We start from the raw sequence: 13,510 nt of genomic DNA on the forward strand, positions 1-13,510 counted from the left end.
CAGGGCTCCTACTAAAAGATGTACTTCGCGTTAACCGTAAAGTAACGACCTGGTTCCGTTGAGTAGCGTTTGCTCTCATCTGCTATGCCAGCAACGTCTTGGTAACGAATGTATTCTTTGTCGAACAGGTTGATGATGGTCGCACTCAAACGAAAATCTTTGGTGATTTGGTAACTTGCCCCCAAATCAAGCGTGTTCCATGAATCTGTTTGTGCGCACTCGGTCTTTTGTCCAAGTGACGTTTGGCAGCTCGGCACACGATCCATCGAACCAGCCCAGTTCCACGTCGCGAACGCATTAAAGTCTTGCTGCTGATAGTTCAGCCCAACATTGCCCTCGAAAGGTGTGATGCTACGAACGTACTCGCCTTCGGCGTCCTTTCCGTCAACATAACCAAGCTTGGTACTTAGCTTCCAAGACGAAGTGAAAGCGTACGCGGCAGAAAGCTCGGCGCCGTAGGTTTCAACGCCGTGTAAGTTTTGGTATTGCTTGATGTAGTTACCGAAGTTATCTTGCCCTGTGGTAACAACATCGATGAAGTTTTGGAACTTGTTGTAAAACGCAGAAACGTAAAGTTGCGCGCGGCCATTATCGAATTTGTTACCGATTTCAAAGGAGTCCGAAGTTTCAGCCTCTAGGTCCATGTTCGGTGCAATGACAAACGGCGTTAGCGGCACAAAGTCATGGTTTACGAAGCCATACGCTTTGTCGTATTCCGGAGCACGATAACCGTGGTTATAAGATACATAAACGATGTTATTGGCAAACACTTCATGAGAAATCGATAGGCTTGGAGATACCTCTGAGCTATCCATGTCTTTTAATGGGAAGCCGCCCACTTCACCCTCACCGTCCGGTGTTAGACGATGCGCATCAAAGCGCAAGCCGCCTGTAATGGTCCATTTATCCAGCTCCACCATGTCTCGAACGTACAGACCAATGTTATAAGCACGAGCAGGAGCGAAAGGTTGTTTGGTCGAAGGCGTTACCCCGTTCCAATCAATCTTGGAATCGCTATCTGTGCGTTCATAATAGTCAGTAGAAAGCTCGATACCGTAAGCCAATTGGTGCTCAGCATTTGCAGCATAAATCGTATTGGTGAAATCACCACGGAAGCCAATTGTTTCGTCAATGAAGGTTTTGTGTTCTAGCTCGCGACGTCTAACAGTCAAACCATTGTGGTCAACTTGTCTCATTAAACGATTCGTGTCTTCCACCACTTCGGTGTGGCGCCAGTAGACCTTTGTATCTAACTCTTCGAACCAAGTTGGATTAATCGGTGTAACCTCTGCACCAATGTAAGCGCTGTACTCTTTTGTCGATTCATCTTCTGCGAAGTCTTCGATATGCCATTTGCCATCCTTCTGTATAGATGGCGAACCTTCCAGGCGTTGTTGGTCTTGCCGATAAAGTTCGGCACGCGCTTTGACCATCACTTCATCATTGAGGAAATGATTGATGGCGTATGACGCGCTGTAACCATCCAAATCGCGGTTGTACAAATCTTGGCTGAAGTTACGCGTCTCTTCACCTTGCCAATACGCCGCGTTGACTAAGCTTTCCGTGTCGCCAGAACGAAATGCCAGATTGCTCGCGCCTTTGTATTTATTGCTGATCCCCGTGTACGTGCCCGTGGCATCAACATAAAAGTCACGATCTTTTAAAAACTCGCCCGGCTGTTTGGATTTTAGAATCACAGCGCCACCGATAGCACCAGAACCCAAGACTGAGGAGCTCGCCCCTTTCACTACTTCTAATGATTCAAGATTAGAAAGATCAAACGTATCGCGGCCCACTTTGTCATTGCTATCATTCGCACCAAAACCGTCTGCTGAGCGAATGCCGTCACGAATGATCATAATGCGGTTACCCGTCATGCCTCGAATCGTGATGTTTTGTGGACGCCCAGCTCCGCCAGAAACACTTACCCCAGGTTCATGACGCAGCGCATCATAAAGCTCTGTTTCGCCCTTTTGTTCAATCTCTTCGCTAGTGACAACTGCGACGCTGCCTGCTAGTTTAGACATTGGTTGTTCAATCCGATTCGCCGTCACCACGACCTCTTCCATAGAGAAAACGTCAGATTTGGCGTGCACTTGGCTGGCAGCTAGTACCGAAAGTACTGCCGCTGACACTGGGGTAAGCTTCATTTACTGCTCCGCTTTAGATGTTTTAATTAGTGATAAAAGAAAGGCGTATTCTTTTGCTTGTTGTTCTTGCGCTTGTCGTGGGTCCATTTGGTGGCCCGAATTAAAATCGGTCTGCAACAAATACGGCCCGTCGCGCTCACTTAGCGCAGAAACCTTGGCGAGATACTTGGCACCTTCCCAATAAGGCACGCGCTGGTCGATCAAACCGACTTGAACCAGCATGGGTGGGTAAGCGTCTTTATGAATGTTGAGAATTGGATCGTACGCTTTCATTAGCGCCAGTTGCTCAGATTTGGTTGGGTTACCCCATTCGCCATACTGCTGTGTGGTCAGCGGAAGTGAGGTGTCCGACATGCTTGCTACCACATCAACAAAAGGTACTTTAAGCACGACACCTGAAAACAATTTAGGGTCTTGATTAACCGCTCCCGCGACCAACGTGCCACCCGCACTTGAGCCGATGGCAAAAACCTCTCTATTGCCACGTTCGAATGTTTGCAGCGCCTTAGCCGCCGCGACAAAATCACCAATAGAATTGGCTTTTCGCACACCACGACCCTGCTCGTGCCACTCATCGCCAAAGTACCCACCGCCGCGAACATGGGCGATAGCGTAAATCATGCCTTGGTCGAGCAAGCTTATGACTTGAGGCATAAAGTACGGTTTCATCGTAAAACCATATGCGCCATAGCCGTAAATCATCACGGGTGATTTCGCGTGTAATTTGTCTTTGCGATACGCCAAAGAGACCGGGACAGAAACACCATCGTGCTTGATAAAAATGCGTTGGGAGACATAACGTTGGCTATCAAAATCTTGGTAAGCATCTTGAGAATACAAGGTTTTAGTCAGCGTTTTTACATCGAACTCTTCCCACTGAGGAGGCGTAGTCATCGACATGCTTCGTATACGAATCTTGTTTGATTCAAAATCGCCCAACGTGCTCAACCAAGCGACATTGCCATCCTGTTCCAATGGCAGTATCACTTTTTCCTGACCTTGGTATGAATACACCGTCAATGTCGCCACGTTGTTCGGCTTACTGAGTGCCACAACTCCTGCATCATAAAGGAAGAACTGGTCAAGCGGTTCACGAGGGGTCGTAAAGCGTTGCCATGTTGCGCTAAGAGGTGCTAGATCGGTTTGATAAAGTGCAAATGTACCTTCAAGATTGCTGTTGACGTAAACGCGCCCTTTCGCCACATCCGCGTAATATTCCACGCCCGCTTCCGGCACTCTCAGTGAATCGCTTACGGTGCCCGTTTCTAGATCAACAAGCTTCTGCTCTGTGGTTGACTCGTTGTTGCTTTGCAGTACCACGTAACGGCTATCTGCCGCACGGTAGAAAGAAAGTAACCAATCTGATTTGTATTCGTGCCATACAACGGTTTTAGCCAAAGATTCAGTGGAGATGCGTAGGATCTGATGAGGTCGCTGTGTACGCATTTCCTTCGAAACGAGGTAAGCCATCTTACCATCAGGTGAAAGCAATACACCGCTATCGACGTGCGTTGCCAGCTCCGTAGATTGGCCAGAGAGTAAATCAACAACCACGGCGCGATATTGCTCACTGCCATCAATATCTTCAGTAAAAAGCAACGTGTCTCCGCTTACTTGCCACTGCCCTACTTGATAATACGGATATGCAGATTGACGTTCAGAGAAATCAAATACTGTGTTCTCTTGTGCATACTGGTTCGAACGTGATAGCAACACATAACCACCGTCACGACGCGTTAACGTCCATTCGCGTCCATTTACGATCGACCATGGTTTATCACCTTTATCTGCCACCATGGCTTCCCACTGCGCGAGCAGATCTTGCGTCAACGTCTGATATTTTTTTTGATGCTGTTCAGTCTTACGGTTCTGCTCTGTTAGGTAGGTAAGAACTCGCTCATCTTTACGAGCGTCATCTCGCAACCAATTAAAGTCATTAACGGCAAAGCAAGAACTAGAGGTAATTATGAGCCCTAAAAAAACATGAGTAAATTTCATATAGAGAGCGAATTCATTTATAGGATTAATACAATGGCGCGTATTTTGCCCTTAAATAAAAATGAGATCAATTATCATTTTCATAATCATGTGAAATTTTTATCTAGTATGTGAGGAAAAACGTTTGCTTGGACCGAGGTGATAAAACTTAATATCTCTCTAAATTAGCGATCTATGCTGTTTATATAAAACCAGATAAATATAAAAGCCTAGCAAACACGTTAGTATAGAAAGACATCATTTCGCCTGGAGATAAGCATAAAAAAACCCGAGTGCGAACACTCGGGTTTTGAAAAACTAAAATCAGTTGAAAACTGGAGCGACTTTTACTCTTCAGAGTTTGGTGCCGCTGGCTTTTTCTTCGGGATGAACACATCATCACCCACTGATACGTTTTTGTAGAAACTCTTGTCACGTTTAACAGGTTTCTTAGCCGACTTCTTCGCTTGAGGGCGTGATTTCTTCGCTGTCGCTTTCTTGTTACGGAAATCTGGCTTAGGTGGCTTCAGGCCTTTGAACTTACCTTTCAGATCTTCGAATACTGAAAACTCAAGATCTTGTTGTAGGTAAGCTTCTACACGTTTAAAGCTATCCCAGTCTTTTGGACCAACAAGAGAAATCGCATCACCCTTGTTACCAGCACGGCCCGTACGGCCAACACGGTGTACATATTCTTCAGTATGCTTTGGCATATCGAAGTTAATGACGTGTGTCACTGTCGCAATATCCAAACCACGAGAAGCAACATCTGTTGTCACTAGGATCTTGAATACCGCTCGCTCAAACTGGCTCATGATCGTATTGCGTTGAGTCTGGTTCAAGTTACCACTCAATGCAACGGCCTTCAGTTTCTTCTCGTTTAGCTTCGCTGTTAGGCGCTCAGTATCATCGCGCGTCGCCGTAAAGATGATAACTTGGCGATATTCTGCTTCTGAAAGTACGCGATCTAGAATCGCCTCTTTATGATCAAGATGATCACACAGGTAGAATTTTTGCGTGATATCTTTGTGTTCTTCGTTAGAAACACCGATAGCAATACGTTTCGGAGCATTAAGCATTTCAGCCGCAATGTCATTTACGTCGGCGTGATCCAACGTTGCAGAGAACATTAATGTTTGACGGCGACGATGCTTAGCTGCTTTATGGATACGACGAAGCTCTGGTGCAAAGCCCAAATCCAGCATACGGTCTGCTTCATCAAGGATCAGCGTTTCCAAACCTTCAAGGTAAAGCGAGCGGTGCTCTAAGTGGTCAGCCAGACGTCCTGGTGTCGCCACGATGAATTTCGGGTAACGGCGCAGTGCTTTCACTTGATCATTAAAGTTCTCACCACCCAAAATCAATGCAGCTTCATAAGATAGGCCAGCAAGCATAGAGCGAAGCTCACCATACACTTGTTTCGCTAGCTCACGAGTGGGAGCAAGAATAACTGCGCGAGGGTCTTTGGCAGAAAACGATTTTGTCTTTAAAGACTTGTGAAGCATTGGTAATACAAACGCCAAAGTCTTGCCCGAACCCGTTTTCGAAGATGCCAATAAATCCTTGCCTGCAATCGCAACAGGAATAGCCTGCTTTTGAATGTCAGTTGGTTTTTTAAAATCGTAGTGTTTTAGGTTCTTCAACAATCGGTTGTCTAGGCCTAGATCTTTAAATTGCAAAGTATTCTCCAATAAATCAGTCAGCGTCTGAGCGCTCTGTAATGTCGTTTCCGCTCTAACGCAGCAAAAAAATAAAGCTCGGTATAATACCGCAAATCATAGGAGTATAGATAGAGATCACACAAACTAATTCCCACGGATGAAAACAAAACATCATTTGCGGCTCAATTAAGAACACCCCCTCGCTTTATTGGTCAGCTGCTTGGCTTAAGATTTAGAGAAAAGCGAGCTCAAGGTGCGCCTCTCGTTCTCCAATAAAACTGCGTAAATAGCAGTTATTTGCGCCGAGAAACTTTCATTTGTGTCAATATCGTCTAAATTATTGATATCAGGAACGTGGCAAAAACACCTGCTATGAGAACTGTTGTGGGAATAAGGGAGATGATAATTCACTCACCTTTGTTAAGCTCAGGTAAAAGTTGACGTCAGGTACTCCATGAAATTCTTGGGTTTTTTTGACTTTTGCTACATCATGTACTGATAAAATGTATCCACATTTAACCTCGCTACTGTATAAAATAATAGTTGGTAGTGAGACTTTCACTATAAGCAAGGAGTTCTTATATGAACAAAACGTTGATCGCAGCTGCAGCAACTTCAGTACTTCTACTAGCAGGTTGTGCTTCTTCTGATGACGCAGCAACAGCAAATGCAGCAAAACTAGACGAACTAAGCAACCAAGTTAGCCAACTAAGCCAAGACGTACAAGCTCTTCAATCTGACGTTCAAAAATCAGGTGCAGCAGCAATGGCTGCTCAAGAAGAAGCTGAGCGTGCTAACGAGCGTATCGATAACATCGCTCAGTCTTACACTAAGTAAGATTTGATACCGCGTCTTAACGCCTGTTAAGGCGCGGTTATTTCGACAGGAACCCCATTCTGTGCGGCAATCGCTGCTTTAGCCTTCACATTTTTCAGTCCGAACTCATCCAGCCACCACTTTAACTCTTTTGGTACCTGTAGGTGATCTTTCTCACCATTGCTGCGAGTCAATGGCTCATGTGCCTCTAAAAATACACTTCTGTCCGGCTCTAGTGATACTTTCACTGGTTGATTAATGATATTCACTTCTTCACCGTTACGAACTTTTTCAAACAACCATTCAATGTCGCTTGGATCCATACGAATGCAACCTGCACTCACGCGCATGCCGATGCCGAAATCTTTGTTGGTACCGTGAATAAGATACTCGCCATTTCCGTAGGCTAAACGCAATGCAAACATGCCCAGCGGGTTGTCTGGACCGGCAGGTACAACGGTTGGCAAGTCAATGCCCTTCGCTTTGTACTCGGCACGAATCGAGGCTGGCGGCGTCCACGTAGGGTTTGGACGCTTTTGACTAATACGCGTTGTCATCACCGGGGTGTCTCGCCCAATTCGCCCGATTCCCACGGGGAATACATGCACAATATCTTCCCCTTTCGGGAAGTAGTATAAGCGCAATTCCGCTAAATTGATGACAATGCCTTTGTGGGGTACATCTGGGAGGATCAGTTGTGTTGGAATAGTAAGAACGTGTCCCTCTTCTGGCAAGAAGGGATCCACGCCTTTATTTGCCGCCATTAAACCTAGCATCCCGACATCGTAGTGCTTGGCAATATTTGCCATGGTTTCGCCTTCTTGCACGACGTGGTTTTCAAGGCGACCAATTAAACGACTGCCATCCTCTGGTAGCTCGTACATTTTAGCGAATGACAAACCACTCGCTAAAGATAACGATACAGATAACAGCGTACGTTTTGCGAAACTCATTGATCGCTTTTTGCTAAGCATTTCACTTTATTCCTTGGCACTTTTAAAGAGCCGTAAGGTTATCTCTCTTTCTGTCTTGTGATCAACCATCGGCTTGTGATATTCCAGTAAAGAAAATCCCTCCCAAGTCCAAGGTTTATGGATGTATTTGTTTGGCACACTTTTGATTTCAGGCACCCAGTGGCGCACGAATTGGCCATCAGAATCAAACTTCTCACCTTGGCTTATCGGGTTGAAAATACGGAAGTACGGCTGGCCATCACAACCCGTCGATGCAGACCACTGCCAACCACCATTGTTTGCTGCGAAATCGCCATCCACCAGCTTACTCATGAAGTACGCTTCGCCCCAACGCCAGTCAATGTGTAAATCCTTGGTGAGAAAGCTCGCGACAACCATACGAAGCCTGTTATGCATCCAGCCTGTTTGGTTGAGCTGACGCATTGCTGCATCGACGATCGGGTACCCTGTCGCTCCAGCCTTCCATCGCTCAAAAGCCTGCTCATCATAAGACCACTGAATTTTATCCTCCCAGTCGATAAAGCCTTTGCCTTTAACGAGCTTTGGTTCGAAAACCAACAGATGCTGATAAAACTCACGCCAAATGATCTCACTCAACCAAGTTGCTTTTCCTTCTGTTAGGTCATTTTGTTGGTTTTCAGCATACAAGCGAGCAATACATTGCCTTGGTGACAACGCACCAATCGCAAGATAGGGAGACAGTTGACTGGTGCCATCAATAGCCGGAAAATCTCGATCTTCCTTGTAAGCATCACTGCGCTCACGAGCAAATTCCCTAAGCTGCTTTAAAACATCATTGGTCGAAGCAAACCAATCCTCGCTGGACTCTCGAGGATAGCTAAACGTGAAGTCTGAACTAAATCGAATCGGCTCTAATTGTTCCAATAGTTTGCTGCTTAGCGGCGCTTGTTCTTGAGGCTTTGTTACCGCTGGCATTTGAAACTGCGTCAACCAAGCACGTTTGAATGGTGTAAATACCTTAAAATACTCACCTTGCTTATTGAGAACCGTCGTTGGTGGGTGCACACATTTGTCGTGGAACAGTTCAAAGTCGATATCATGGGAAGCTAGCGCCTCACTCACTTGTGCATCGAGCTCTCGTTCATTCACTTCATAGTGAATATTCGCCATAACAGACGTTGCTTCAAGTGTTTTCGCCCATTCACTAATCACTTCGGTACAATCAGAAAACGACGGCACCTCTTTATATAAAAAAGGAACATTCAGGCTTTCCAACTCGTCGTTGAGATACTCTAAACGACGAGCAATGAGATCCGCCTGCATCGGTGCCATGTGGTGTTCTCGCCACTGCTCTGGCGTCGCGATAAAACAAGCGACAACAGGCTGACCTGAATCTAACGCCGCCTTAAGTGCGGTGTGGTCTAACGTTCGTAAATCACGTCGAAACCATACTAAGATCATGGTGTCTCCTTCGTTTCGTCTACTCTGTTAGGTGCAGTTTCTCAATCACTTCAGAACATCCAATACGTTCTCCAAAACGTGTTTGAAGCATTTTGATGGACTCCACTTGCTTAGCTGCCAGCGCTTTATTGGAAAACAGGTAAATGAGCGAGTAGCTATCAACAACTTCGTGCTCCAGTAAACCAGAGACATCATCAACTTTGTCGATCAACGTCGTGTGATACCCTTGCTCACACAACTTCGCTGCTTGAATCCAGCTCTCTGCTTCTCTATGTTGTTCAAAGCTGATAAGCAAGCACTTCCCTTTGGAAGCGGCTTTGTTTTCAGAGTCGATAACAAGGGCAAGACGAGTAATCAAACAAGTTTGAAATAACCCCATCTGCAACGATCTCAGCGATCCTTTGACCATCTCCAGCGCGTCAAATACAGGGTCAATAAACTGTTCAATAACCAAGTTCAATGGATACTCTTTGAGAACAGAAGCAAGTAAGCTCTCCGCTTTGCCTCGATTCAGTTTCGAAAGTGCTGATAACATGGTTTCTACTTCTTCGAGAGTACGAACTTCATTGTTGACTTCTACGTCAGCACTTTTTCCCAAAAGTCCCTTTACTTTACCGATTGCAATCCCCTTCGCGAGCCAACTCTGGACTTCACGAATGGTATCGAGATCTTGCTGTCGATAAAGTCTGTGCCCTTTTTCTGTTCGCTGGGGCTGGATCAAATTGTATCTTCTCTGCCAAGCTCTCAGCGTAACTGGCTTCACACCCGTGATTTCTGCGACGTCTCGGATCGCGTATAGTTTTTCTTCTGAACTACAAACCATAGCGTAATCTCATCTCCTGCGGATACGGTTCTAAAAACTTCTGTTTTGCTAAATACTCATCTGGGTAAGTGTTTAAGTAGTGCTTAATCAATGTCAACGGTGCTAATAATGGCAATGTACCAGTGCGGTAGTCATGAATTACTGTTGCTAATTCTTCTTTTTCGTCTTTAGTTAAAGCGCGCTTAAAATACCCTTGTAAATGCATTAGTACGTTAGTGTTATTTTTTCGGCTAGCACGATTCGCAAGTGCCTTCATAAGACCTAAGCGATACTCTTGATAGAATTCTTCGATTTCATAGCTAGCGACATCGGCAACTAAACGACCAAGAGAGCGGTATGACTCAGGGTGATGCGCCATCAAGGTCAACTTATAGCGCGAATGAAAATCGATAATTTTGCCTCGAGTTGGCTCTCCGTCCATCGAGTCATAAAAGTCGTTCAGGCAAAATACTCGGGTAATAAAGTTTTCTTTTAATACAGGATCGTTGAGTCGGCCATCCTCTTCGACGGGCAACCAAGGCATTTTTTTCATCAGCGTTTGCGTGTACAAGCCGACGCCCTCTTTCGCTGCGTTATTTTTGCTATAAACCTTGACGCGTTCCATACCGCAAGTTGGAGACTTGGCACAGACGATGTAACCGCAAAGTTGCTCGCTTTGTAACTCCTCCACTTTGTTAGCAGAGTAAGCAAGCATATTATCGGTATGGTCATTTTCTGGATTTTTAGTTTCTACCAGCGCCACACGCTCTTCTTCGGAAATCAAACGAATTGTTGGTCGCGGCACTGGCATTCCGACGCCCACTTCGGGGCATACCGAAACAAAGTCAAAATATGGGCTGAGCTCTTTAGTCACAAAGTTACTTACTTTATGACCAGAGTCAAAACGAACCCGTTCACCCAAAACACAAGAACTGATACCTACTTTGATTGAAGATTCCATGATGACGCATCCCTATACAAAATGTTTTGTTGTATAACTTATAGCAAGGCTTTTTAGATTGTACAAGAAAATAAACTGTACAATTTAATCGTTTTACTTTTCTCAAGAGCATTTCGATCAGCGCTTTCTCAAAAGTTTTTTATGTTCTCAATGTCCATTTTGTGCGCGCAATCGACAAATCGCTCAAAAGCGAATCGATTGCTCTTTTGCTTTCAACAGATTTAGTTATCAATGATGTTCATGGTTTCTAAAAGCGTGGTTTTTGTGACTAAGCTCTCAAGGGGCCACTGTACGTCCCGATATTATTGCTTCAACGAAAACGAACAAGTTCAACAGAATTGGTAATAGCGTTCTATACTAGAGGCGTTTTATCAAAACAAAACTTTGGAGAGCACTTATGGCAACCCCACACATCAATGCACAACCAGGTGATTTCGCTGAAACGGTTCTAATGCCAGGCGACCCTTTACGTGCTAAATACATCGCAGAAACGTTTCTTGAAGATGTGAAGCAAGTTTGTGACGTTCGTAACATGTTCGGCTTTACTGGCACTTACAAAGGCAAAAAAGTGTCTGTTATGGGTCACGGCATGGGTATCCCTTCTTGCTGTATCTACGTACACGAGCTAATCGCAGAATACGGCGTGAAAAACGTAATCCGTGTAGGTAGCTGTGGTGCGGTACGTGACGACGTTAACCTAATGGACGTTGTTATCGGTATGGGTGCTTCTACAGACTCTAAAGTAAACCGTATCCGTTTCAACAACCACGACTTCGCTGCAATCGCTGACTACGGCCTTCTAGAAGAAGCGGTAAATCAAGCGCGTGCTCAACAAGTACCAGTGAAAGTTGGTAACGTATTCTCTGCAGACTTGTTCTACACACCAGAAGCTGACATCTTCGAGAAGATGGAAAAACTAGGCATCCTAGGTGTAGACATGGAAGCAGCTGGTATCTACGGTGTTGCTGCAGACCTAGGTGCGAAGGCGTTAACTATCCTAACGGTTTCTGACCACATCATCCGTGGCGAAAAACTAAGCTCAGAAGAGCGTCAAAAGTCGTTCAACGACATGATGAAAGTTGCGCTAGAAACCGCAATCAACATCTAAGATCTAGTAGTAAGTAATAATTTGCAGCCAGAGTTATTGCTGGCTGCCCGAATTATCCCGAGGGGGCGATTGTGTCTAACGGCGAACTGCCAAAAGACGCAGATGGGTTACAACTCAACTTTTGTAAAACATTGGCGTGTGACAACTTTGGATTGAGTGATGCAAAGCGTTACGTTCTGCAACATGCTAACCCTAAACGTCCGGCGATGGTATGCCGTGAATGTGGAGCTTTCCCCCCCTTACTTAACAATCGCGATGTCGTGAACGAACTTCATCGCCTGCGACACGTCCACAGTGACGGGTTGCCTGCGTGCCGCAATGATGATTGCGAGAACTTTGGACTATCCGTCCACACACATAAACACCTCTACCACGCTTTCGGTTACAGCGGCGATCGTCAACGTTACCGTTGTAAAGCGTGTCAAAGTACCTTTGTTGATAAATGGTCAGGCGCGAACAAGAAGCTACAATTCCAAGAGAATTTAATGGGCTTATTGTTTACTGGTTACTCTGTGCGCGAGATCTGCCGAAAACTCAGTATCAACCCGAAAACCTTTTACGATCATGTTGATCATATTGCGAGTCGCTGTCGCCGTAAATTAGCCACTATTGATGCTCGTTGGGTAAACCACGCAACGCACTATGAATTGGCCTCAAATTATGTTGCATTGCAGCCAAACAGCAATAATGGTGTCTACTGGATTGTTTCTGGTGAAGCGCACTCAGGCTATATTCTTTGTCAACATGTGAACTATTCTGCTGATGAAGAGCCAATCGCCACGCTAGACCATAACCCGTACGACGAGGTCTCTCGTTTTGTTTCCCAAGAGTACACAGCGGAAGCAAGTGAACCGCCAGCGGAACCTTCGAACCTCCTGCGTGAGCGTATTGACCAAAAATACCAAACCATTTTGGCTCGCGGTAACGTGGAAGATCCTCTTGGTAATCTTTCCGTATTCCATTACCCATCTAAAGGTGCATTAGTTCGTCCGCCTTACACATCATACGCTCATTACTTGCATGTACTTGATATGTGTTGCCCCAACAAACGTGTATCTCTATATATGCCTCAAGATCCCCTGCTACGTTCGGCAGCACTGAGCGTTTGTTTGTCTCGAATTAAAGAGAAAAATGTCGACTTGATGTACGTAGAAGAAGATGCAAATTGGGACATGAGCACACCTTTTGGCAAGGTCGATATCGCCTATATGAGCTGGTGGCGAGATCGCTGGGCGATCTCCACTCAAGACGAAAGCCACAAAGGCATTTGCTACCTTGCTGGTGATAGAAATGAGCCCGAGAAATGGTTTAACGTTGCAACAACTCGCCATGTGCAGTTCTATCAAAATCGCTTCCAGATCCTTTTCGAAAGCTTCATTAACGAGCCACGTCGCAAATTACGACCTGCTGGAATTTTACCTCTTTTAGATATATTCAGAGCTTGGCATAATTTGTGCTATCAGGATAAGCAGGGTCTTACCGCCGCACAAAGGCTAGAAGTCACTGATGCTCCTTTGACCATCAAACAGCTCCTATCGTAACTATTGGCATTTAGATGTAGTAATTAGGGGCTGTGACAGTATACATTACGGCACCTAATCGTTTACCAAAGCGTTATCCGCATCGTTTTGGTAATAAA

General features: G+C 45.4%; 10 protein-coding genes. 3 read left to right on the forward strand and 7 right to left on the reverse strand.

The genetic code is table 11. The annotated features are described in order from the left end of the window. Nucleotides 1–11 precede the first annotated feature (11 nt). From R2S67_RS01205 to R2S67_RS01215, 3 genes are all read right to left on the reverse strand, one after another. Nucleotides 12–2,150: a TonB-dependent hemoglobin/transferrin/lactoferrin family receptor gene (locus R2S67_RS01205; RefSeq protein WP_317341771.1), complete on the reverse strand. Its 2,139-nt coding sequence runs from the start codon at nt 2,148–2,150 to the stop codon at nt 12–14. Next, entirely contained in the window at nt 2,151–4,148 is a 1,998-nt protein-coding gene (locus tag R2S67_RS01210) for a prolyl oligopeptidase family serine peptidase (RefSeq protein ID WP_317341772.1), read from the reverse strand. Between the two features lie 326 nt (nt 4,149–4,474). Then, nucleotides 4,475–5,818 (reverse strand): DEAD/DEAH box helicase, encoded by a 1,344-nt coding sequence (locus R2S67_RS01215; RefSeq protein WP_047009779.1) that lies wholly within the window; start codon nt 5,816–5,818, stop codon nt 4,475–4,477. A gap of 552 nt (nt 5,819–6,370) precedes the next feature. Between R2S67_RS01215 and R2S67_RS01220 the strand changes: the two genes are divergently transcribed. Next, nucleotides 6,371–6,625 (forward strand): Lpp/OprI family alanine-zipper lipoprotein, encoded by a 255-nt coding sequence (locus R2S67_RS01220; RefSeq protein WP_005375145.1) that lies wholly within the window; start codon nt 6,371–6,373, stop codon nt 6,623–6,625. Nucleotides 6,626–6,651: 26 nt separating this feature from the next. On the opposite strand, the gene R2S67_RS01225 is transcribed toward R2S67_RS01220, so the two are convergent. Genes R2S67_RS01225 through R2S67_RS01240 form a run of 4 tightly spaced genes read right to left on the reverse strand, consistent with a single transcriptional unit; the run spans nt 6,652 to nt 10,763 of the window. Beyond that, nucleotides 6,652–7,578 (reverse strand): L,D-transpeptidase family protein, encoded by a 927-nt coding sequence (locus R2S67_RS01225; protein ID WP_005394922.1) that lies wholly within the window; start codon nt 7,576–7,578, stop codon nt 6,652–6,654. Between the two features lie 6 nt (nt 7,579–7,584). Next, nucleotides 7,585–9,000 carry a deoxyribodipyrimidine photo-lyase gene (gene phrB, locus R2S67_RS01230; RefSeq protein ID WP_301609697.1) on the reverse strand — a complete coding sequence of 472 codons (1,416 nt, stop codon included), beginning with the start codon at nt 8,998–9,000 and terminating at the stop codon, nt 7,585–7,587. A gap of 19 nt (nt 9,001–9,019) precedes the next feature. Then, nucleotides 9,020–9,823: a MerR family transcriptional regulator gene (locus R2S67_RS01235; RefSeq protein ID WP_047009571.1), complete on the reverse strand. Its 804-nt coding sequence runs from the start codon at nt 9,821–9,823 to the stop codon at nt 9,020–9,022. Then, nucleotides 9,813–10,763 carry a YbgA family protein gene (locus tag R2S67_RS01240; RefSeq protein WP_046875782.1) on the reverse strand — a complete coding sequence of 317 codons (951 nt, stop codon included), beginning with the start codon at nt 10,761–10,763 and terminating at the stop codon, nt 9,813–9,815. Before R2S67_RS01240 ends, R2S67_RS01235 begins: the two co-directional genes overlap by 11 nt. 397 nt (nt 10,764–11,160) lie before the next feature. Here R2S67_RS01240 and deoD point away from each other — a divergent pair, with 397 nt between their 5' ends. Next, entirely contained in the window at nt 11,161–11,871 is a 711-nt protein-coding gene (gene deoD, locus R2S67_RS01245) for a purine-nucleoside phosphorylase (RefSeq protein ID WP_005394915.1), read from the forward strand. Nucleotides 11,872–11,942: 71 nt separating this feature from the next. Then, complete coding sequence (locus R2S67_RS01250) at nt 11,943–13,412, forward strand: hypothetical protein (RefSeq protein WP_005394913.1); 1,470 nt, start codon at nt 11,943–11,945, stop codon at nt 13,410–13,412. Nucleotides 13,413–13,510: the final 98 nt, after the last annotated feature.

Origin of the sequence: Vibrio sp. T13N (genome assembly GCF_032970445.1) — a bacterium.
Taxonomy (GTDB): Bacteria; Pseudomonadota; Gammaproteobacteria; order Enterobacterales; family Vibrionaceae; genus Vibrio; species Vibrio diabolicus.

Bases quoted from the DNA above. Each gene is read 5' to 3' on its own strand.
- R2S67_RS01235 (WP_047009571.1), bottom strand. From the start codon at position 9,823: ATGGTTTGTAGTTCAGAAGAAAAACTATACGCGATCCGAGACGTCGCA.
- R2S67_RS01225 (WP_005394922.1), bottom strand. From the start codon at position 7,578: ATGCTTAGCAAAAAGCGATCAATGAGTTTCGCAAAACGTACGCTGTTA.
- R2S67_RS01240 (WP_046875782.1), bottom strand. From the start codon at position 10,763: ATGGAATCTTCAATCAAAGTAGGTATCAGTTCTTGTGTTTTGGGTGAA.
- deoD (WP_005394915.1), top strand. From the start codon at position 11,161: ATGGCAACCCCACACATCAATGCACAACCAGGTGATTTCGCTGAAACG.
- R2S67_RS01205 (WP_317341771.1), bottom strand. From the start codon at position 2,150: ATGAAGCTTACCCCAGTGTCAGCGGCAGTACTTTCGGTACTAGCTGCC.
- R2S67_RS01220 (WP_005375145.1), top strand. From the start codon at position 6,371: ATGAACAAAACGTTGATCGCAGCTGCAGCAACTTCAGTACTTCTACTA.
- phrB (WP_301609697.1), bottom strand. From the start codon at position 9,000: ATGATCTTAGTATGGTTTCGACGTGATTTACGAACGTTAGACCACACC.
- R2S67_RS01210 (WP_317341772.1), bottom strand. From the start codon at position 4,148: ATGAAATTTACTCATGTTTTTTTAGGGCTCATAATTACCTCTAGTTCT.